The sequence below is a fragment of the Microbacterium sp. MEC084 genome, assembly GCF_004514465.2.
In the GTDB taxonomy this organism is placed as follows: domain Bacteria; phylum Actinomycetota; class Actinomycetes; order Actinomycetales; family Microbacteriaceae; genus Microbacterium.
Window position 1 is genome coordinate 37,745 of the sequence record NZ_MYFP02000002.1, and the last position, 19,707, is coordinate 57,451.

The window sequence follows — 19,707 nt, forward strand, 5'->3', positions numbered from 1 at the left end:
CGTGCTCGCGTACTTCGACACATCCGCCGTGGTCCCGCTGCTGATCGACGAACCGGCGAGCGAGCGGTGCGCCAGGGCGTGGGATTCCGCGCACCGGATCGCCAGCACGGCACTCACGTACGTCGAGGTTCATACCGCGCTGGCGCAGGCGCACCGGCGCGATCGTCTCTCCGACCCGCAGCACCTCGCGGCGATCGACGCGTTCGAGGAGCTATGGAGCCAGGTCACATCGATCACCCCGTCGGATGCGCTCATCCGGCACGCGGCTGCGCTGGGCGCCGCGCATGCCCTGCGGGGCTACGACGCGGTGCATTGCGCGACCGCCGTGCTGATCATGAGCGATGACAGTGTCGCGGTCAGCGGGGATCAGGACCTCCTCCGCGCTTGGCACACGGCGGGGCTCCACACGATCGACGTCTCGTCGTCGGCACACTGAGAACGACGCCGCCTCGCGGCCTAGGCTCATCCTCATGACGACCGCGCCGGCGCCGCTCGAGGGCCTCCTCGTCGCCGACTTCTCGCGCGTGCTCGCCGGCCCCCTGGCGACCATGACCCTTGCCGACCTCGGCGCCCGGGTGATCAAGGTCGAGCGGCCCGGCGCGGGCGACGACACCCGCGCGTGGGGCCCGCCCTACAGCCCGCACGCCGCGACCTACTTCGAGGGCGTGAACCGCAACAAGGAGTCCGTCGCGCTCGATCTGAAGGACCCGGCCGATGTGGAGCGCGCGCGGCGCCTCGCGGCGCGCGCCGACGTCGTGATCGAGAACTTCCTTCCGGGCACTCTCGACCGCCTCGGCCTCGGCTACGACGACGTCGCGCGCGACAACCCCCGCGTGATCTACGTGTCGGTCACGGGCTTCGGCTCCGCGGGCGGCGCGCGGATGCCCGGATACGACTTCGTGGTGCAGGCCCTCGGCGGCCTGATGCACATCACGGGCGAGCCCGACGGCGACCCCATGAAGGTCGGCGTCGCCCTCGTGGACGTGCTCACGGGCAAGGACGCCGTGATCGGAACGCTCGCCGCGCTGCGCCGGCGCGACCTCACCGGCACCGGCTCGCGCATCGAGGTGTCGCTGCTCTCGAGCCTGCAGGGCGCGCTCGCGAACCAGGCGTCGGCGTACCTCGGCGCGGGCGTCTCCCCCACCCGCCTGGGCAACGTGCATCCGTCGATCGCGCCGTACGAGCTGCTGCGCTGCGCCGACGGCCCGCTCGCGATCGCGGCGGGCAACGACGCTCAGTTCGCGAAGCTCGTCCAGACGCTCAGGATCCCGGAGCTGGCCCAGGACGACCGCTTCCGCACGAACCCGGATCGCGTCGCCCACCGGGCCGAGATGCGGGACGCCCTTGAGACGGCGCTCGCGACGGCGACCGCGGCCGAGTGGCAGGAGCGCCTCACGGCGGTGGGCGTCCCCGCGGGACAGGCGGGCGACATCGCCGAGGGCCTCGCCTTCGCCGAGCGGATCGGGCTCGAGCCCACGATCGAGGTGGTCGACGACGCGGGCGTCTCGCACGGGCGGCAGGTGCGCCATCCGGTGCTGTGGCACCCGGCGTTCGAACCGCCGCGCCGGGCGGCCCCCGCGCTCGACGAGCACGGCGACGACGTGCGCGCGTGGCTCGACGCCCCCGAAACGGCCGATGGCGACGCCGTCGGATAGCGTGAGATCGACACCCCCGCCACCGAAGGAGATGGCCCCATGAGCGGCCCCGCCGACCTGCTCGACCTCGACGATCTGCTCACCGAGACGGAGCTCGCCACCCGCGATGCCGTCCGTGCGTTCGTCGACGAGCACATCCGTCCGAACATCGCCGACTGGTACGACCGCGCGCACTTCCCGACCGAGATCATCCCCGAGCTCGGCCGTCTCGGCGCGCTCGGCATGATCTACTCCGGCTACGGATGCCCCGGCCGCGGCGCGGTCGAGTACGGCCTCACGGCCCTCGAGCTCGAGGCCGGCGACTCGGGTCTGCGGACGTTCGTGTCGGTGCAGGGATCGCTCGCGATGTCGGCGATCCACAAGTTCGGCTCCGAGGAGCAGAAGAACGAGTACCTGCCGCGGATGGCGAAGGGCGAGCTCGTCGGCTGCTTCGGCCTGACCGAGCCGACCGCCGGATCCGACCCCGGCAGCATGAAGACGTTCGCCCGCCGCGACGGCGACGACTGGGTGCTCAACGGCGCCAAGCGCTGGATCGGGCTCGCCTCGATCGCGGGCGTCGCCGTGATCTGGGCTCAGACCGACGAGGGCGTGCGCGGCTTCGCGGTGCCGACCGACACCCCCGGCTTCACGGCGACGCCGATCGCGCCGAAGATGTCGATGCGGGCGTCGATCCAGTGCGACATCACGCTCGAGGACGTGCGCCTGCCCGAGTCGGCCCGGCTGCCCGAGGCGCGCGGCCTGCGCGCCCCGTTCTCGTGCCTCAACGAGGCCCGCTACGGCATCGCGTGGGGCGTGCTCGGCGCCGCGCGCGACAGCTACCTGACGGCGCTGCACTACGCCCAGGAGCGCCGCCAGTTCGACCGCCCGATCGCGTCGTTCCAGCTCACGCAGGCGAAGCTCACGGACATGGCCGTGAAGATCACGCAGGGGCAGCTCGTCGCCCTGCGCCTGGGCCGCCTCAAGGAGGCCGGCAAGCTCGAGCCGCACCACATCTCGGTCGGCAAGCTCGCCAACACGCGCGACGCGATCGCGATCGCGCGCGAGGCCCGGACGATCCTCGGCGGCAACGGCATCTCGGCCGAGTACTCGCCGCTGCGGCACGCGAACAACCTCGAGTCGGTGCGCACCTACGAGGGCACGGACGAGGTCCACACGCTCGTGCTCGGCCGCCACATCACGGGGCTCGAGGCGTTCCGCTAGGAGCCGCGGCGGGCGTCGGGACGTTTCGACTCGGTCGCTTCGCTCCCTCGCTCAACGACCATAGATTTCATGGTCGTTGAGCGAGCGAAGCGAGTCGAAACGGCAGCGACTCACCCGAACAGGTCGGGCCGCCGGTCGCGGAGGTACGGCTGCGGGGCGCCCGTGAGGTCGGCGATCAGCAGCTCCTCGCCCTCGGCCGCGGCGAGCGCGAGCACCGAACCGTCGGCGCCGCACACCGTGCTGAGGCCCGCGTAGACCTGCTCGCTCCCGCCTTCGAAAGACTCCGTGCCGCAGTAGTTGGCGTAGGCGAGCGCGACGCCGTTCTCGTACGCGCGGGCCCGCACGAGCACGGTCGACACGATCTCGTACGGCACCATGTTCGCGGTCGGCACGAGCACGGCCTCGGCGCCGTCCAGCGCGAGCGAGCGCACGGCCTCGGGGAACTCCACGTCGTAGCAGATCAGCATCCCGATCCGGTGTCCGCGGAACTCGAACGCCGCGGGCCGCTCGGTCGCGGGCGCGAAACGCTCGGTGTCGAGCCCGCCGAACAGGTGCGCCTTGCGGTGAGCGCCGACCACGCGCCCGCCGTCGATCAGCTGCGCGGCGTTGGCCACCGCGCCGTCGGGCAGCAGCTCGGGGTACCCGTACGCGACCGCGACCCCGGTGCGCCGCGTGATCTCGGCGACGGCGGCGGCGATCGGCCCGTCCGCCGGCTCGGCGAGCGCGCGCGTCCGCTCGGCGCCGATGTCGTATCCCGTGACGAACATCTCCGGCGTGACGAGAACGTCCGCGCCCTCGGCCGCCGCACGCTCGCACGCCGCCTCGAGCCGCGCCAGGTTGCCCGCGACGTCTCCCGGCAGCGAGGCGCACTGCCAGACCGCGACGCGCAGCGGGGTCATCCGATCACTCCGGCAGCGCCACGGGCGCGAGCTCGTCGAACCGGTCGCCGGGGCCGGGGTTGTCGGGGTGGCTCGCGCCGCCGAAGTGGCGCATCACGCCCCACACCGCGTTGAGCGCGGTCTGCACCGCGCCCTCGGCCCACGCCGGGGTGAACGACACGTCGTCGCCCGCGATGAAGATGCCGCGCTCGTCCGCGGGCGCGTCATCCTGCATGAAGTGCGTGTACATCCGGTGGTTGTACCGGTAGTGGCCCGGCAGCGCGCCCTTGAACGCCCCAAGGAAGTACGGATCGTCCTCCCACGTGACCGTGACGGGGTCGCCCACGATGTGCGCGCGGATGTCGACATCCGGGTAGATCTTCGTGAGTGCGTTCAGCGCCAGGTCGACGCGGCGGTCGACCGAGTGCGGGAGCATCTTCAGCGAGTCCGACATCCACGAGTACGACAGGCAGATCACCGCGGGGCGGCCCGGTCCGTTGTCGAACAGGTAGGTGCCGCGCGTCAGGCGGTCGGTGAGGGTCATGCTCATGACGTCGCGCCCGGTCTCCGGATCCGTGCGCTTCCAGAACGGCTCGTCGACCATCACGAAGGTCTTGGTGGACTGCATGTAGCGCGTGCGGTCGAGCGCCATCCACATGTCCTGCGAGAACAGGCTCTCGTCGCAGTCGATCTCGGTGGTCAGCAGCCAGCTCTGGCACGTCGCGACGACCGCGTCGTGCGTGCGCTCGGTGCCCCAGCGGTCGCGCACGACGAACCGGCCGTCGTCGGCGCGCGAGATCGCGGCCGCGGCGGGGAGAGTCGCGCCGCCATGCAGCGACGCCAGCGTCGTGCCCTCGGGCCACGGGCTGCCCGCGCGAACGGGCAGGTCCCACAGGCCGCGGGGCAGCTGCTCGACGCCGCCCTCGATCAGGCGCTGGTCGGTGTCGCACTCGAGCACGGCCACCCGCAGGATCTCGAGCATCGAGTTGGGGAAGTCCGAGTCCCAGCCGCCCGTGCCGAACCCGACCTGGCCGAACGCCTCACGGTGCCGGAAGCTCAGCTTCGAGAACGCCTGCGAGCTCGCGATGAAGTCGTAGAACGTGCGGTCGTCCCACGTGGCGACCAGCTCGTCCCAGTGCCTCTTGAGCGCGACGGCGTCGCGCGCGCGGATCGCATCCTGCAGGGCCGTGAAGCCGATCTCCTCGAGCGCCGCGTCCCACGCGTCCGAGACCTCGCGGAAGAACTCGGGCAGGTCGTCGAGCGTGCGGCCGTAGTGGGTCTCGCCCCACAGGTCGATCACGGTGCTGCCCGCGGCGTCGGTGAGCGGGTTCGGGAAGGGAAGGTGCGTCAGCCCCAGTGCGTCGGCGTAGTGGAAGAACCCGCGCCCCGAGATCGGGAAGCGCATGCCGCCCAGCTCGGCGATCGCGCCGTCGCCGCCCTCGAACCGGTGCGTGCGCAGCCGGCCGCCGATGCGCGTGGGCTCGTAGATCACGGGAGCGAGGCCCAGGCTCATGAGCTCGTACGCCGCGACCATGCCGGCCAGGCCGGCGCCGATGACGGCCACCTCGCGGCCGTGGGCCTCCGGCGGGATCTCGCCGAGGCCGGCCGGATGCGAGATCCAGTCGTCGAACGGGAACGGGAAATCCGGGCCGAACATCGTGATGCCGGCGGGTTCGCCGGGTCCGGTCAGGAAGCCTTCGTCGGGTGGCGTCGTCGTCACGTCCGGAGTCTATCCGCCGGCTGTCAACCCGCCGCCGCGACCCGGCCGCGGCCCTAGGCTGGCGGCATGAGCGATGACAGCACCGCCCAGGACCCCGCCCGCCGCCGCGCGGCGCTCGTGTTCAACCCCATCAAGGTCGACGGACCGACGCTGTGCGCCCTCGTGGAGCGCCACTCGGCCGAGGCCGGATGGGAGCCGCCGCTGCTGCTCGAGACGTCGGTCGAGGACCCCGGCCAGCACACCACGCGCGAGGCCCTCGAGGAGGGCGCCACGGCGGTGCTCGTCGCGGGCGGCGACGGCACGGTGCGCGCCGTGACCGAGGCGATGCGCGGCTCCGGCGTGCCCCTCACGATCATCCCGAGCGGGACCGGGAACCTGCTGGCCCGGAACCTGCTGCTGCCGCTCGACGGCCAGGACACCATGGTCGCCGCCACGTTCGACGGCGAGACCGTCGACGTCGACATCTGCGTCGCGACCCTCCGCCGGCCCGACGGCCACTCCGAGGAGCACGCGTTCGTCGTGATGGCGGGCATGGGCCTGGACGCCGCCATGATCGCGAACACCAAGGACGACCTCAAGAAGTCGATGGGCTGGGTCGCCTACGTGGACGGTGCCGCCCGCTCGCTCGCGGGCGCCGAGCCGTTCCGCGTCGTGTACGAGATCGTGCGGGAGAAGACCCGCCAGGGCATCACCCGCGCGGTGCCCACCTCGGCGCGGCTGCATTCCGCGAAGGTGCAGAGCATCCTGTTCGCGAACTGCGGCGAGCTGCCCGGCGGCATCTCGCTCATCCCGGACGGGTCCATCATCGACGGCCAGCTCGACGTGGCCCTGGTGCAGCCGACCGGCCCGTTCGGCTGGCTCGGCGTCTGGCGCAAGGTGTGGTGGGACAACTCGGTCCTGCGGCGCACGCGGGCCGGGCGCGCGGTGCTCGAGCGCCGCGGCCGCAGCACGTCGGTGCACTACCTGCGCGGCGTCGCCGCCGAGGCGGCCACCCCGATCCCGCAGCCGGTCGAGCTCGACGGCGACGAGTTCGGCGAGGCCACGCGCGTGTCGTGCCGGGTCGAGAAGGGCGGCCTGCTGGTCACCGTCCCGAAGGGCCACAAGATCACCGCGATGTGATGCAAGCGCGGCGGTCGGCCTCTACTGCAGCGCGGACGTCAGGCGCGCGAGGTTGTCGAGCACGGTCGAGCGCAGCGGCTGCTGGAGCCACTCCTCGAGCGTGAGCTCCCGGCTGAGCTCGCGGTACTGGGCCTCGAGCTGCCGCATCTGCTGCACGAACTCCTCGCCGCGCACCAGCAGCGAGATCTCGAGATTGAGGCCGAACGAGCGCATGTCCATGTTGCTCGACCCGATCACGGCGATCTCGTCGTCGATCGTGAGGCCCTTCGTGTGCAGGATGTACGGCTTCGGGTAGAGCCGGATCTGCACGCCCGCGCGCAGCAGCGCCTCGTAGTAGCTGCGCTGCGCGTGATACACGACCGCCTGGTCGCCTTCCTCCGACACGAACAGCTCGACGTGCACGCCGCGCTTGGTGGCGGCGGTGATCGCGAGCAGCAGCGCCTCGTCGGGGACGAAGTACGGGCTGATCATGATGATCTTGCGCTGCGCCGCGTACAGCAGCCCGAGGAACAGGCGGAGGTTGTTCTCGAACTCGAAGCCGGGGCCCGAGGGCACGACCTGGCAGTCGAGGTCGCCCGTGCCGGCCTCCATGCACTTGAGGTCGATGCCCTCGGGCACGGAGTCTGCCTCGCTGAACCAGTCGGACAGGAACACCGCGTTGACGCTCGACACGATCGGCCCGTCGAGGCGCACCATGACGTCGACCCACTGCAGCCCGCGCCGGATGTTCGCCTTCAGGTTGTAGCTGCGATCCGTGATGTTCTGCGAGCCGAGGAACGCCACGTCGCCGTCGACCACGACGATCTTGCGGTGGTTGCGCAGATCGGGCCGCTGCCACTGCCCCTTGAGCGGCCGGATGGGCAGCGCGAAGCGCCACTCCGCGCCCATGGCGTCGAGCCGCTTGAGCGTGCGGCGGTGGAACGGCTTGACGAGATTGGCCCAGTGGTCGAGCAGCACGCGCACGGGGATGCCGCGGGCCCGCACCTCCTCGAGCGCGCGGAAGAAGTCGTCGGTCGAGTCGTCGGACTTGAAGATGAAGAACTCGACGTGCACGTACTCGCGCGCCTCGCGGATGGCCGCGGCCATCTCGGCGAGGCTGCCCTGGTAGTCGCTGATGAGGCGGACGCCGTTGTCGCCCGTGAGCGGCATGGCGCCGAGCTCGCGGTTCATGCGCACGAGCGACGTGAACCACGCCGGCTCGTTCGGACGCAGGCTGCCGCGCTCGAGCTGATCGCGCGCGGCGTGGATGTAACGGTTGATCTGCTCCTGGCGGCGCCGCCGGTGACGGGGCAGGCGCGGGTTCCCGATCAGGAGGAACAGCAGCGCGCCCGCGATCGGGAAGAAGAAGACGGCCAGCATCCAGGCCATGCCCGCGGTCGGGCGCCGGTTCGGCGGGATGACGATGATCGCCCCGATCCGGATGGTGATGTCGATGACCGTGAGCACGAGGATCCACCACGGCGTGGCGAGGATCACGTCGATCACGGCATCACCTCTTCCCCCGGTAGGACACCAGCGTAATGCTCCGGGGAGACATGCCCGGGCGGCGATGGGAGCCGGTCAGTCGGCGGTGGTCTGGGCCTGGTCGTCGGCGCGCGGGGGCATGCCGCGACGGGCGCGCTCCTCGGCCTCGATGCGCGCGTAGGCGCGGCGCTCGGTGCGATCGAACCGCAGGATGCTGCGCAGGATGTACCAGAACACGACGCAGATCACGAGGGTCGGCAGGAGCGACCACACGACGGCCGACCAGTAACTGTCCACGCTGCCATGGTACGCGCGCGGCCTGGGAGGCCGCCCGGGCCGGACGGTCGTCCCCAGGCCGGTTCCGGCGTCCGGTTCGTCCCGCCCCCTGCCGCGGCATCGCGCCGGGCCGCGACGATCGGCGCATGACCACCGTGATCCGCACCTCGGAGCCCGCCGACCTCCTGTCCCTCGTGCCGCACCTCGCGGAGTGCACGCCGCGCGAGAGCCTCGTGCTCGTGCCGTTCGCCGCACGGCGCACGCTCGGCGCCATGCGCGTCGACCTGCCGCGAGCCTCGCCCGACGGCGGCGGCGACCTGGCCGAGTACGCCGCCACGGTGGTCGGCATGCTCTGCCGCGTGCAGGAGGCCACGCGCGTCGCGGTCGTGGTCTACACGGACTCCCCCTACCGCGATCCCGACGGCAGAATCGCGCGCGCGTCGCTCGTGCAGGAGGTGATCCGCCGCGCCGACGAGTGCGGGCTCGAGCTGGTCGACGCGCTGTGCGTGGCGGCCGACGGCTGGGGCGCGTACCTCGAGCCCGACGGCCCGTTCGCGGGCCGGCCGCTGTCGGACATCCGCCCCGACGACTTCGAGTTCGACGACGATCGCCCGATCGATGTGAGCCGGGCCCAGTCCGACGGATGCGAGCTGCCGCCCAGCGACCTGGCCGAGCGGGAGCTCGTGGCGCGGGAGCTGAGCCGCATGTCCCTCAGGCTCGGCGACGCCACCCTTCCCGCCGTGATCGAGCACGCCATCGAGGAGGAGGCCGACGACCTGCCGCCCCGCGCGCTCGCGCTGCTGATCCACCTGCTCGACCGCCCGGCGCTGCGCGACGTCGCCCTGACGCAGTGGTGCGGCGGATACGACGAGGGCGTCGCGACGCAGGCATGGCAGCTCGCCTGGTCGCGCGGCGACGTCGCGCTGCCGGACGGGCCGCTGCGGCTGGCCGGCGAGGGCCCGCGCCCGAAGGCCCGGCGGCTCGAGCGCGCGCTGGAGCTCGCCAAGCGCCTCGCGTCCTGCGCGCCGCGCGCGCATCGCGCGGGCCCTCTGGTCGCGGCCGCGTGGCTGTCCTGGGCGCTCGGCCGGTCCACCCACGCGGCGCACTTCACAGGGCTGGTGCGCGAACTGGATCCGGATCACGGGCTGGCCGACATCCTGACGACCATGCTCGCGGCCGGGCACCTGCCCGAGTGGGTGTTCGACCGCCCGGTGCCGCGCGGCCGGGCCCGACGCGCGAAGCGCCGCGGCCGCCGGTGACGGCTACTTGACGAGCGGGAAGAGGATCGTCTCGCGGATGCCGAGGCCGGTGAGCGTCATGAGCAGGCGGTCGATGCCCATGCCCATGCCGCCGGTCGGGGGCATGCCGTGCTCGAGCGCGCGCACGAAGTCCTCGTCGATGCGCATGGCCTCGTCGTCGCCGCGGTCGGCGAGCTTGGCCTGCTCGACGAAGCGCTCGCGCTGGATCACGGGGTCGACGAGCTCGGAGTAGCCCGTGCCCTGCTCGTAGCCGTTGATGTAGAGGTCCCACTTCTCGACCACGCCCGGGATCGAGCGGTGCTCGCGCACCAGCGGGCTGGTGTCGACCGGGAAGTCCATCACGAAGGTCGGCTTGGTGAGGTGCGTCTTGACGAAGTGCTCCCACAGCTCCTCGACGAGCTTGCCGTGCGTGGCGTGCGGCGGCACGTCCACGCCGCTCTTCTCGGCGAGCGCGACGAGCTCCTCGAGCGACGTCTCGGGCGTGACCTCGACGCCCGCGGCCTCCGACAGCGACGGGTACATCGAGATGCGGTCCCACTGGCCGCCCAGGTCGTACTCGGTGCCGTCGGCCCACGTGACCGTGGTGGATCCGGCGACCGCGATCGCGGCGTTCTGGATCAGCTCCTGCGTCAGGTCGGCGATGCCGTTGTAGTCGGTGTAGGCCTGGTAGGCCTCGAGCATCGCGAACTCGGGGCTGTGCGTGGAGTCGGCGCCCTCGTTGCGGAAGTTGCGGTTGATCTCGAACACCCGGTCGATGCCGCCCACGACCGCGCGCTTGAGGTACAGCTCCGGCGCGATGCGCATGTAGAGGTCGATGTCGAACGCGTTCGAGTGTGTGATGAACGGACGCGCGGTCGCGCCGCCCGGCTGCACCTGCAGCATGGGCGTCTCGACCTCGAGGAAGTCGTGCGCCGCGAACGTGGCACGCAGGCTCGCCATCACGGCGGCGCGCGTGCGCACCGTGGTGCGGGCCTGCTCGCGCACGATCAGGTCGAGGTAGCGCTGGCGGACCCGCGTCTCCTCGTTCAGCTCGGTGTACATGTTCGGCAGCGGCAGGACGGCCTTGGCCGCGATCTGCCACTCCGACACCATGATCGACAGCTCGCCGCGGCGGCTGGAGATGATCTCGCCCGACACCGCGACGTGGTCGCCCAGGTCGACGAGCTCCTTCCAGCGCTGGAGCGACTCGTGGCCCACGTTCGCGAGCGAGACCATGGCCTGGATGCGCGATCCGTCGCCGGCCTGCAGCGTCGCGAAGCAGAGCTTGCCGGTGTTGCGGCTGAACACGATGCGGCCCGCGACCGCGGCCTGCTCGCCGGTCTCGGCGCCCGCCTCGAGCTCGCCGTACTGCTCGCGCAGGGCCGGGATCGTGTGGGTGACGGGCACGACCACGGGGTAGGCGCCGCCGGCAGCGCTCTCGCGCTCCGCGATCAGGCGCTCGCGCTTCGCGAGGCGCACCGCCTTCTGCTCGAAGATGTCCTCGTCGGTCGGCTCGGACGGGGTCTCGGCAGGGGTGTCGGTCATGAAGAAGCTCCTCGGAAGTCTGCCCTCAAGTCTATGGGCGCGCCGCGGGCCATCCTGTGCGTCCCGACAGCACTGACCCGGGACCGGTCACTCGTCCGGCGGCGTGAGGGGCGGGTCTCCCTCGGTCAGGGCGTGGTCGACCGTGGAGCGGACGAGCGCGGAGAGGTAGCCGCCCGGGTTGTCGAAGCCGATGCCGCGCAGGATGCCGGTGGCCTGGCGCACGATCTGGCGCGAGAACTCGGATGCGGTCTCGATCGCCTCGGCGTAGGCGGCGCGGTCCTCCTCGGCGACGACGACCGGCTCGCATCCCAGCTCGACCGCGAGCGCCTGCGCGATCGGCAGCACGGCGGCGGGCGCCGTGACCGCGGCGTAGGAGGCCGCGAGCTGACGCAGGTCCATGCTCGTGCCGGTGAACGCGATGGCCGGATGCACCGCGAGCGGGATCGCCCCGCGCTCGGCCGCGGGACGCAGCACCTCGATGCCGTGGGCCGCGTCGGTGTGCAGCACGAGCTGCCCGATCTGCCAGGCCTCGAGATCCGCGAGGCCCGCCACGAGCCCCGCGAGCTCCGCCCGCGGCACCGCGACGATCACGAGCTCGCTGCGGCGCACGACCTCGAGCGCGTCGAGCACGGGCACGCCGGGCAGGATGGCCTCGACGCGCTCGTCGTCCGAGCCGCTCGTGATGCCGGTCAGCGCATGCCCCGCGCCGGCGAGCGCGGCGCCGATCACGGGACCCACCCGCCCGGCGCCGATGATGCCCACGCCGAGCCGTCCGTCGCGCCTCATGCCTCGCGCTCCGGGGCCGCGGCGGCCACGTGCTGCATCCAGCGATGGCTGCGGTCCTCGGCGGCGGCCGCGACCGCGCCACGGCTGACGCTCTGCAGCAGCTCGACCGCGTCGTCGCGCTCGAGGCCCGTGACCCGGCCCGACACGGGGCCCATCACGGTGTGGACCTGCGCCCACGCGAGCCGCTGCAGCCGGTCGACCGGGCCCTGCGCGATCGAGAAGCCCTGCAGGCGCGCGAGCGGGAAGATCGCGAGCCTGCGCCAGATCCGGCCCCGCCGCAGCAGCAGCGCGTACGCCGTGACGAAGGCGCCATGACGCCGCCACGACACGGGCCGCCGCCACCAGCCGCGCGCCGGGATGGTCCGGAACGGGTCGCCGGCGGCGGGGCCGAGCAGGCCGTGCTCCCAGAGCAGGGCGCGGTCGGCGTGCGGCATGTCGGGCAGGATGAGCGCGAGCACGCGCTCGACGTCCTCGCGCGTGCCGACGGGCAGCACCGTGTTGAACTGCTGACCCGCGGACGACTGGTCCTGCATCATGCTCTTGCCGCTCATCCGGTTGATCCGGATGGACCACCAGCCGAAGGGCCGCCACAGCAGGGCCTGCGACACCTCGACCGCGAAGATCCGGCCGGGCGGCAGCGTCTCGGTCACCGTCGTGAACAGGCCGAACGTCACGCGCACGCCGTCGGGCGTCGGCGCGATCGAGTAGCGCAGCGACCGCGCGATCTGCGACCACAGCACCGCGAAGACCGTGAGGACCGCGGGAAGGCCGGTGCCGAGGGCCGTGCCCGCGAGCAGCAGCAGGCCGCCGGGATCGTCGGCGACGTTCGCGGCGGCCACCGCGAGCGCGACCCCGACCGCGAGGAACGCGAAGCCGATCCACGGGAGCGCCGAGAGCGCATGCGCGCCGACGAGGCGGCCGGCCGGGATCTTCACGACGCTCTCGGGCACGAGATCGGCGTGATCGACGCCCTCGATCATCCCGGTCACGCCGCCGTTGAGCGCCTGGATGAGCCGCTCCCGCGGCGCGGGCGCGATCCCCGCGGCGGCGTCGCGCGCGGCCTGCCGCGCGGCGCGGGCGCCCGAGGCGAGGCGCAGGATGTCGCCGCGCACGCGCTCCGCGCGCTCGGTCGCGAGGTACTCGAGCGCGACGTTGGCGTCGGCGCCCGCGCCGACGACCTCGAGCTTGGCCATGCCGATCAGCCGCGCAGGGAACGGCCGCGTGAGGTTGACGCCCTGCACGCGGTCGAGCGGCGCCCTGCGGTGTGAGCGGAAGACCAGGCCGCGACGCACCTCGACGTCGTCGCCCGTGATCCGGAACTGGTGGAACCGCCACTGCACCCAGAACGCCCCGACGAGCACGGCGAGGACGATCAGCAGGGCGAGCAGGGCCCACACGAGCAGGCCGTTCCGGATGATCCAACCGAACGGGTCCGAGCCGGGGTCCGGCTGGTCCTCGCCGAGATCCACCCCGGGCGCGAGCACCGCGACGAACCAGTAGACGAGCTGGTCGCGCAGGTTGCCGATCACGATGCCGACGACGATGATCAGCGCGAGCCCGCCCTTGAACAGCGGGGTGAGCGGATGCATGCGGTGCCACTCGCCGTCCGCGAGCGACGAGGCGCCGCCCCCGCTCGGCAGCGCGCCGGGCGCGGGCGGCTCCGCGAGAGGCCGCGGCGGCAGGGCCGGGTCGGTCACAGCCCGGTCCGCCTCGTCTCGGCGACGTGGATCAGCGTGTCGCGCAGCGCCTCGGAGGCCTCGCGGCCCAGCCCGGGGATCTCCACACCCGTGGTCGCGGCGGCCGTGACCATCTTGAGCTTGGCGATCCCGAACGCGCGGTCGAGCGGGCCGTGCGTGATGTCGACGAGCTGCAGGCGCCCGTAGGGCACCGCGACCATGCGCTGCCACAGGATGCCCTTGCGGAACACGATGTCATCGTCGCGCAGCATGTAGCCGAGGGCCCGCGCCTGTCGCGGCAGCACGAGCTGCGAGATCAGCGTGATCGCCACGAGCACGCCGGCGGGAATCCACGCCCACACCTGGCCGAGCGCGACCGCCGGGACGGCGGCGAGGCCCAGCACCACGACCACGAAGATGGCGTTCTGCAGCGTCTGCGACGCGACGTACCGGGGCGAGATCTGGTGCCACGTGCCGTCGAGCGCGAGACGCGCGGCCGAGCGCGGCTCGCGGATCGCGGTGTACGTTCCCTGGTCCAGGACCTCCGGCGCGGGAGGGGCGGCCGACGGCTCGGGGGCGGGCGGCGCCGCGGGCGGCACGTCAGCGCCCGCGGGCGGCTCCGGGTTCGGCGTCGTCTGGCTCTCGGTCATCCGGATCCTTTGCACCAGCGTCGGGGGGAAGGCTGCAGAACTGCTCGGCGATCAGGGCCGCCACGACCAGCACGACCCCCGCCGCGATCGTCGCGATGGTCGTCGCCATCGAGCCTAGCGGCGGGGTCACCGGCCGCGTCGCGACGTACAGCAGCAGCCCGGCGGCCACGCCGCCGACCGCGGCGCCGACGATGCTCGACGCCTTCGCGAGCATTGCGATGCGAACCGCGCGGAACGGGTCGACGCGGGGCGCGTCCGCACGCCGCACCGAACGCCGCACGGGCCACGCCAGCGCGACGCACAGCGCGCCGAGCAGCACGAGCAGGATGGGCAGCCCGGCGGCCGGGGTGAACGTGGCGCGGCCGCCCATCGTCAGCACGTGGTCGACCAGGAACCCCGCGCCGCCGCCCAGCACGGCGGCGACGATCAGCGCCAGCGGCGAGGTGCGGGTCACCCCTCGCCCTCCCGCAGGGCCCGGAGAAGGTCGGCGACCCGCCCGCGGCCAGGCAGGACGGCGTCGGGATCGACCTCGAGCCAGGGCGCCAGCACGAAGTCGCGCTCGGCGGCGCGCGGGTGCGGGAGCTTCAGCTTCTCGTCGTCCGAGGTCAGCTCGCCGTACGCGATCAGATCGAGATCGAGGGTGCGGGCGCCCCAGCGCTCGCGTCGCTCGCGCCCGTGCCGCGCCTCGATCGCGTGCAGCAGCCCCAGCAGCACGCTCGCATCCAGGCGCGTGCGCACGAGCGCGACGGCGTTCAGGTACGCGGGCTCGGACTCATCCGGGCCGTCCAGCGTCAGGGCGACGGACTCGATCGGGGTCGACGCGACGACGTCCTCCACGAGCGGCAGGCGGCGCAGCTCGGCGAGCGCCTGCGCGATGGTCGCGGCGCGGTCGCCGAGGTTGGCGCCCAGCGCGACCACAGCGGTCACGGGCTCGCGGCGCTCGACCGGCGGCATCCCGTCGAGCGGCCTCGTGAGGTCGCGGCTCATTTGTGCTTCCCCTCGCGGTGCGGCGGAAGGTCGCGCGAGGCGTGGACCGTGACCGACACGTCCTGGAACTGCGCCGCGATCGGCGCCTGTGGCTTGTGGACCGTCACGGCCGCGTGCGAGATGCGCTCGTCCTCCATGACGGCGTCCGCGATGCGGTGCGCGAGGGTCTCGATCAGGTTGACGGGCTCGCCGCCGACGATCGCGACGATCTTCTCGGCGAGCTCGCCGTAGTGCACGGTGTCGGCCACGTCGTCCGTCTCGGCCGCGCGCGCGGTCGACAGACCGAGCCGCACATCGATCACGAAGTCCTGCCCGTTCTCGCGCTCGAAGTCGAAGACCCCGTGCCGCCCGAACGCGCGCAGCCCGGTCAGCTCGATCATGTCCACGAAGTTCACTTCGCCTCGCTCCGCTCGCTCGGCACGCCGCCCTGCCAGGCCTCGACCACGGCGATCGCGTCGCGCGTGGCCTGCACGTCGTGCACCCGCACCGCGTGGATGCCGCGCGCCGCGGCGAGCGCGCTGGTCACGGCCGTCGCGAGGTCCTTGCGCTCGATCCGGGCGTCCTCCCCCAGGGCGGAGGCCAGGAACCGCTTGCGCGACGTCCCGATCAGGACGGGGAATCCCAGTTGCTGAACCGCGTCGAGCTCGCGCAGCAGCGCCCAGTTCTGGTCGCCGGCCTTCGCGAAGCCCACGCCCGGGTCCAGGATGATCCGCTCGCGCGGGATGCCCGCCGCGAGGGCGGCATCGACCCGCTCGGTCAGCTCCGCCGCGACCTCGCGGCCGATGTCGGCGTACTCGGCCTTGGCGTACATGTCCGCGGAGGGCCCGCGCCAGTGCCCCAGCGCGATGAGCCCATCCGACGCGGCCACCACGCGCAGGATCTCGGGGTCGGCGAGTCCGCCCGCCACGTCGTTGACGATCGCGGCGCCCGCCTCGACGGCTGCCCGCGCGGTCTCGGCGCGGTACGTGTCGACGCTGACGACGGCGCCGTCGGCCGCGAGCGCCTCGATCACGGGCAGGACGCGGCGGATCTCCTCCTCCGCGCCGACCGGCTCCGCCCCGGGCCGAGTCGACTCGCCCCCGATGTCGAGCACGTCGGCGCCCTGGGCGCGCAGCAGCCGCCCGTGGGCGATCGCGCGCTCGGGCTCCAAGTACCGGCCGCCGTCGCTGAACGAGTCCGGCGTGACGTTGACGATGCCCCAGACCTGCGTCATCCGTGCACCCCGATCAGGGCGATGGCCTCGGCACGCAGCGCGGCGTCCGTGAGCTCGCCACGGACGGCGACCGTGACGGTCGTGCTCTCGGTCTGCCGGGATCCGCGCATGGTCACGCACTGATGGGAGGCGTCCAGGACGACGAGCACACCGCGGGCATCGATCGACGACGCGATCGTGTCGGCGATCTGCTCGCCGAGCCGCTCCTGCACCTGCGGCCGGGCCGCCAGGATCTCGACCACCTTCGGCAGGGCGCCGAGCCCCACGACCTGCTCCCCGGGCAGGTAGGCGATGTGCGCGTGGCCCGCGAACGGCAGCAGGTGGTGCTCGCACGTCGAGCGGAAGCGCACGTCGCGCAGGATCACCACCCCGGACGGCAGCGTATCGGGAGCCGGCCCGTGCGTCACGCTGATCGTGTGCGACAGCGGCTCGGCCGGATCCTGTCCCACTCCCCCGTACATCTCCACCGCGGCATCCGCGACGCGCTGCGGCGTCTGGCGCAGGCCCGGCCGGTCCGGATCCTCGCCGATCGCGATCAGCAGCTCGCGGGTCAGCGCGGCGATGCGCTCCCTGTCGACGGCCACGGCGCCTCCTACGCGGTGGCCGGGCGCGCCTGGCCGGTCGCCGGGCGGTGCGTCGCGGTCTTCGCGGTCTGCTCGGTGGCGGCCGAGGCGGCGACGCCTGCGGCGTCGGCGCGGCGCGGCACCTGGACGGGCGGCAGCGGCGAGACGGGGCGCTCCTCGCTCGAGAGCCACTGCGGGCGCGGCGGCAGCTTCTTGATGTCCTTGAAGATGTCCTCGAGCTGCGTGTGGTCGAGCGTCTCGTGCTCGAGCAGCTCGAGCGCGAGGCGGTCGAGCACGTCGCGGTTCTCGTTGATCACCTGGTACGCCTCGTTGTGCGCCTGCTCGATCAGTCCGCGCACCTGCTCGTCGATGCGCTCGGCGAGGCGGTCGGAGTAGTCGCGTCCGTGACCCATGTCGCGGCCCATGAACACCTCGCCGCTGGAGGACGCGAGCTTGACCGGGCCGACCTCGGTGGTCATGCCGTACTCGGTGACCATCTTGCGGGCGATCCCGGTGGCCTTCTCGATGTCGTTCGACGCGCCCGTGGTCGGGTCGTGGAACACGATCTCCTCGGCGACGCGGCCGCCCATGGCGTAGGCGAGCTGGTCCTGCAGCTCGTTGCGGGTGACGGAGTACTTGTCCTCGAGCGGCAGCACCATCGTGTAGCCAAGGGCCTTGCCGCGCGGCAGGATCGTGATCTTCGTCACGGGGTCGGTGTGGTTCATCGCCGCCGCGGCGAGCGCGTGGCCGCCCTCGTGGTACGCGGTGATGAGCTTCTCCTTGTCGTTCATCACGCGGGTGCGGCGCTGCGGGCCGGCGATCACGCGGTCGATCGCCTCGTCGAGCGCGCGGTTGTCGATCAGCTGCGCGTTCGAGCGGGCCGTCAGCAGCGCGGCCTCGTTGAGGACGTTCGCCAGGTCCGCGCCCGTGAAGCCGGGGGTCTTGCGCGCGACGACGTCGAGGTCGACGCTGTCCGCCAGCGGCTTGCCGCGGCCGTGCACCTCGAGGATGCGGCGACGGCCGGCGAGGTCCGGTGCGTCCACGCCGATCTGGCGGTCGAAGCGGCCGGGACGCAGCAGCGCCGGGTCGAGGATGTCGGGGCGGTTCGTCGCCGCGATCACGATGACGTTCGCCTTGGGGTCGAAGCCGTCCATCTCGACGAGCATCTGGTTCAGCGTCTGCTCGCGCTCGTCGTGACCGCCGCCCATGCCGGCGCCGCGGTGGCGGCCGACGGCGTCGATCTCGTCGATGAAGATGATGGCCGGCGCGTTCTCCTTGGCCTGGTTGAACAGGTCGCGCACGCGGCTCGCGCCGACGCCGACGAACATCTCGACGAAGTCCGAGCCCGAGATCGAGTAGAACGGCACGCCGGCCTCGCCCGCGACCGCGCGGGCAAGCAGCGTCTTGCCGGTGCCGGGAGGGCCGTACAGCAGCACGCCCTTCGGGATGCGCGCGCCGAGGGCCTGGTACTTGGCCGGGTCCTTCAGGAAGTCCTTGATCTCCTGCAGCTCCTCGAGCGCCTCGTCAGCGCCCGCGACATCCGCGAACGTGACGTCCGGATGCTCCTTGTTCGCGAGCTTGGCGCGCGACTTGCCGAACTGCATGACCTTGCCGCCGCCGCCCTGGGCGTTCGAGATCAGGAACCAGAACAGCACGCCGAGCAGCAGGATGGGCAGCAGCAGCGACAGGAGGCTGTCGAACCAGGTCGCGCGCGGCACGGCGTCGTTGTAGCCGTCGGCGGGCGCGGCCGCGTCGACCGCCTCGACCACCTCGGCCGCGCGAGCCTCGACGTAGTAGAACTGCACGTGACTGGTGCCCTCGTGCGGCTCGGACAGGTGCAGGTCGACCCGCTGGTCGCCGTCGGTGATCAGCACCTCCTGCACGGTGCCGCCGTCGAGCAGTTCGAGGCCCTCCTGCGTCGTCACCTGGCGCGTGCCGGTGAGGCTGGAGATGAGCGAGAACCCGACGACGAGCAGCACGCCGATCAGCAGGACGTAGATCAGCGGGTTGCGGGTGAGCTTCTTGAAGTCCATGGTTCGGGGGTCCTCCCCCTGCCCCTCCTGTCGTGCGCGCTGTCGCTCCGGCGACGTTGCTTCACGTTACCCCGCGCCGCTTATGCGCCGTCTGGGATTCGCCCATGGCGTACGGACGCCCCGGGGGCGGTCACTCACGCATACACATGCGGGGCGAGCACGGCGACGTCGCGGAGGTTGCGGTAGCGCTCGGCGTAGTCGAGGCCGTAGCCGACGACGAACTCGTTGGGGATGTCGAAGCCCAGGTACTTGCAGTCGATCTCGACCTTGGCGGCCTCGGGCTTGCGCAGCAGCGCGAGCACCTCGATGGACTCGGCGCCGCGCGACGCGAAGTTGTCGAGCAGCCAGCTGAGCGTCAGGCCCGAGTCGATGATGTCCTCGACGATCAGCACGTCCCAGCCGCCCAGGTCGGTGTCGAGGTCCTTGCGGATCTGCACGACGCCGCTCGACTTGGTGGAGCTGCCGTAGCTGGAGACGGCCATCCAGTCCATTGCGATGTCCCGCGTGAGGTGGCGCGCGAAGTCGGCCATGACCATGACCGCGCCCTTGAGCACGCCGACCAGCAGCAGCTTGCGCCCGGCGTAGTCGGCCTCGACGCGACGCGCGAGCTCCGCGAGCTTCTCGTTGATCTGCTCCTCGGTGACGAGGACGGAGGTGAGGTCGTTCGGGATGTCTGCCGCGCGCATGGCGGGCAGTCTATCCGC

Annotated in this window: 20 protein-coding genes; 5 read left to right on the top strand and 15 right to left on the bottom strand. The window is 72.3% G+C overall.

Annotated features, from left to right (window positions below; all coding sequences use genetic code 11):
* Position 1 precedes the first annotated feature (1 nt).
* Genes B5M43_RS02835 through B5M43_RS02845 form a run of 3 tightly spaced genes read left to right on the top strand, consistent with a single transcriptional unit; the run spans position 2 to position 2,855 of the window.
* Positions 2 to 436, top strand: coding sequence for a type II toxin-antitoxin system VapC family toxin (locus B5M43_RS02835; protein ID WP_055988487.1), 435 nt, complete (start codon positions 2 to 4; stop codon positions 434 to 436).
* Positions 437 to 470: 34 nt separating this feature from the next.
* Positions 471 to 1,655 carry a CaiB/BaiF CoA-transferase family protein gene (locus B5M43_RS02840; protein ID WP_134745526.1) on the top strand — a complete coding sequence of 395 codons (1,185 nt, stop codon included), beginning with the start codon at positions 471 to 473 and terminating at the stop codon, positions 1,653 to 1,655.
* Between the two features lie 39 nt (positions 1,656 to 1,694).
* Positions 1,695 to 2,855 carry an acyl-CoA dehydrogenase family protein gene (locus tag B5M43_RS02845; protein WP_134745527.1) on the top strand — a complete coding sequence of 387 codons (1,161 nt, stop codon included), beginning with the start codon at positions 1,695 to 1,697 and terminating at the stop codon, positions 2,853 to 2,855.
* Positions 2,856 to 2,965: 110 nt separating this feature from the next.
* Here the strand turns inward: B5M43_RS02845 and B5M43_RS02850 are convergent, their stop codons facing one another.
* Together B5M43_RS02850 and B5M43_RS02855 are read right to left on the bottom strand one after the other, a co-directional pair.
* The gene (locus B5M43_RS02850) at positions 2,966 to 3,754 is read right to left on the bottom strand and encodes a carbon-nitrogen hydrolase family protein (protein ID WP_205829475.1); all 789 of its coding nucleotides are present in this window, start codon (positions 3,752 to 3,754) and stop codon (positions 2,966 to 2,968) included.
* A gap of 4 nt (positions 3,755 to 3,758) precedes the next feature.
* Positions 3,759 to 5,390 carry an NAD(P)/FAD-dependent oxidoreductase gene (locus B5M43_RS02855; RefSeq protein WP_134745560.1) on the bottom strand — a complete coding sequence of 544 codons (1,632 nt, stop codon included), beginning with the start codon at positions 5,388 to 5,390 and terminating at the stop codon, positions 3,759 to 3,761.
* Positions 5,391 to 5,519: 129 nt separating this feature from the next.
* Between B5M43_RS02855 and B5M43_RS02860 the strand changes: the two genes are divergently transcribed.
* Complete coding sequence (locus tag B5M43_RS02860) at positions 5,520 to 6,572, top strand: diacylglycerol kinase family protein (protein WP_134745528.1); 1,053 nt, start codon at positions 5,520 to 5,522, stop codon at positions 6,570 to 6,572.
* 21 nt (positions 6,573 to 6,593) lie between these two features.
* On the opposite strand, the gene cls is transcribed toward B5M43_RS02860, so the two are convergent.
* Together cls and B5M43_RS02870 are read right to left on the bottom strand one after the other, a co-directional pair.
* Positions 6,594 to 8,054: a cardiolipin synthase gene (gene cls / locus B5M43_RS02865; protein ID WP_230667649.1), complete on the bottom strand. Its 1,461-nt coding sequence runs from the start codon at positions 8,052 to 8,054 to the stop codon at positions 6,594 to 6,596.
* Between the two features lie 78 nt (positions 8,055 to 8,132).
* Positions 8,133 to 8,333 carry a hypothetical protein gene (locus tag B5M43_RS02870; protein ID WP_134745529.1) on the bottom strand — a complete coding sequence of 67 codons (201 nt, stop codon included), beginning with the start codon at positions 8,331 to 8,333 and terminating at the stop codon, positions 8,133 to 8,135.
* Positions 8,334 to 8,458: 125 nt separating this feature from the next.
* Here B5M43_RS02870 and B5M43_RS02875 point away from each other — a divergent pair, with 125 nt between their 5' ends.
* Positions 8,459 to 9,571 carry a DUF4192 family protein gene (locus tag B5M43_RS02875; RefSeq protein ID WP_055988477.1) on the top strand — a complete coding sequence of 371 codons (1,113 nt, stop codon included), beginning with the start codon at positions 8,459 to 8,461 and terminating at the stop codon, positions 9,569 to 9,571.
* Between the two features lie 3 nt (positions 9,572 to 9,574).
* Here B5M43_RS02875 and lysS read toward each other — a convergent pair whose 3' ends face one another.
* The 11 genes from lysS to hpt all read right to left on the bottom strand — a co-directional run bounded on the left by lysS (position 9,575) and on the right by hpt (position 19,689).
* Entirely contained in the window at positions 9,575 to 11,095 is a 1,521-nt protein-coding gene (gene lysS / locus B5M43_RS02880; protein ID WP_055988476.1) for a lysine--tRNA ligase, read from the bottom strand.
* Positions 11,096 to 11,182: 87 nt separating this feature from the next.
* Positions 11,183 to 11,881, bottom strand: a complete 699-nt coding sequence (locus tag B5M43_RS02885; protein ID WP_055988473.1) for a DUF2520 domain-containing protein — start codon at positions 11,879 to 11,881, stop codon at positions 11,183 to 11,185.
* Positions 11,878 to 13,578 (bottom strand): PH domain-containing protein, encoded by a 1,701-nt coding sequence (locus tag B5M43_RS02890; protein WP_230667570.1) that lies wholly within the window; start codon positions 13,576 to 13,578, stop codon positions 11,878 to 11,880. Before B5M43_RS02890 ends, B5M43_RS02885 begins: the two co-directional genes overlap by 4 nt.
* A complete protein-coding gene (locus tag B5M43_RS02895) occupies positions 13,575 to 14,207 on the bottom strand; it encodes a PH domain-containing protein (protein ID WP_134745530.1) in 633 nt (210 codons plus the stop codon). The genes B5M43_RS02890 and B5M43_RS02895 overlap by 4 nt, the downstream gene beginning before the upstream one ends.
* Entirely contained in the window at positions 14,158 to 14,661 is a 504-nt protein-coding gene (locus B5M43_RS02900) for a DUF3180 domain-containing protein (protein WP_055988471.1), read from the bottom strand. The genes B5M43_RS02895 and B5M43_RS02900 overlap by 50 nt, the downstream gene beginning before the upstream one ends.
* Positions 14,658 to 15,194 carry a 2-amino-4-hydroxy-6-hydroxymethyldihydropteridine diphosphokinase gene (folK, locus tag B5M43_RS02905; protein WP_134745531.1) on the bottom strand — a complete coding sequence of 179 codons (537 nt, stop codon included), beginning with the start codon at positions 15,192 to 15,194 and terminating at the stop codon, positions 14,658 to 14,660. Before folK ends, B5M43_RS02900 begins: the two co-directional genes overlap by 4 nt.
* The gene (gene folB, locus B5M43_RS02910) at positions 15,191 to 15,589 is read right to left on the bottom strand and encodes a dihydroneopterin aldolase (RefSeq protein ID WP_205829476.1); all 399 of its coding nucleotides are present in this window, start codon (positions 15,587 to 15,589) and stop codon (positions 15,191 to 15,193) included. Before folB ends, folK begins: the two co-directional genes overlap by 4 nt.
* Entirely contained in the window at positions 15,586 to 16,407 is an 822-nt protein-coding gene (gene folP / locus B5M43_RS02915; RefSeq protein WP_055988467.1) for a dihydropteroate synthase, read from the bottom strand. The genes folB and folP overlap by 4 nt, the downstream gene beginning before the upstream one ends.
* Positions 16,404 to 16,991, bottom strand: coding sequence for a GTP cyclohydrolase I (gene folE, locus B5M43_RS02920; protein ID WP_055988465.1), 588 nt, complete (start codon positions 16,989 to 16,991; stop codon positions 16,404 to 16,406). The genes folP and folE overlap by 4 nt, the downstream gene beginning before the upstream one ends.
* Positions 16,992 to 16,999: 8 nt before the next feature.
* On the bottom strand, positions 17,000 to 19,003 hold the full coding sequence (gene ftsH, locus B5M43_RS02925) for an ATP-dependent zinc metalloprotease FtsH (RefSeq protein WP_134745532.1): 2,004 nt from the start codon (positions 19,001 to 19,003) through the stop codon (positions 17,000 to 17,002).
* A 134-nt stretch (positions 19,004 to 19,137) separates the two neighbouring features.
* Positions 19,138 to 19,689 carry a hypoxanthine phosphoribosyltransferase gene (hpt, locus tag B5M43_RS02930; protein WP_055988462.1) on the bottom strand — a complete coding sequence of 184 codons (552 nt, stop codon included), beginning with the start codon at positions 19,687 to 19,689 and terminating at the stop codon, positions 19,138 to 19,140.
* Positions 19,690 to 19,707 lie beyond the last annotated feature (18 nt).

Coding starts and splice junctions, on each gene's coding strand:
- B5M43_RS02845 (WP_134745527.1), top strand. CDS start 1,695: ATGAGCGGCCCCGCCGACCTGCTCGACCTCGACGATCTGCTCACCGAG.
- B5M43_RS02840 (WP_134745526.1), top strand. CDS start 471: ATGACGACCGCGCCGGCGCCGCTCGAGGGCCTCCTCGTCGCCGACTTC.
- ftsH (WP_134745532.1), bottom strand. CDS start 19,003: ATGGACTTCAAGAAGCTCACCCGCAACCCGCTGATCTACGTCCTGCTG.
- folK (WP_134745531.1), bottom strand. CDS start 15,194: ATGAGCCGCGACCTCACGAGGCCGCTCGACGGGATGCCGCCGGTCGAG.
- folP (WP_055988467.1), bottom strand. CDS start 16,407: ATGACGCAGGTCTGGGGCATCGTCAACGTCACGCCGGACTCGTTCAGC.
- B5M43_RS02895 (WP_134745530.1), bottom strand. CDS start 14,207: ATGACCGAGAGCCAGACGACGCCGAACCCGGAGCCGCCCGCGGGCGCT.
- B5M43_RS02855 (WP_134745560.1), bottom strand. CDS start 5,390: ATGTTCGGCCCGGATTTCCCGTTCCCGTTCGACGACTGGATCTCGCAT.
- B5M43_RS02850 (WP_205829475.1), bottom strand. CDS start 3,754: ATGACCCCGCTGCGCGTCGCGGTCTGGCAGTGCGCCTCGCTGCCGGGA.
- B5M43_RS02875 (WP_055988477.1), top strand. CDS start 8,459: ATGACCACCGTGATCCGCACCTCGGAGCCCGCCGACCTCCTGTCCCTC.
- hpt (WP_055988462.1), bottom strand. CDS start 19,689: ATGCGCGCGGCAGACATCCCGAACGACCTCACCTCCGTCCTCGTCACC.
- lysS (WP_055988476.1), bottom strand. CDS start 11,095: ATGACCGACACCCCTGCCGAGACCCCGTCCGAGCCGACCGACGAGGAC.
- B5M43_RS02885 (WP_055988473.1), bottom strand. CDS start 11,881: ATGAGGCGCGACGGACGGCTCGGCGTGGGCATCATCGGCGCCGGGCGG.
- B5M43_RS02860 (WP_134745528.1), top strand. CDS start 5,520: ATGAGCGATGACAGCACCGCCCAGGACCCCGCCCGCCGCCGCGCGGCG.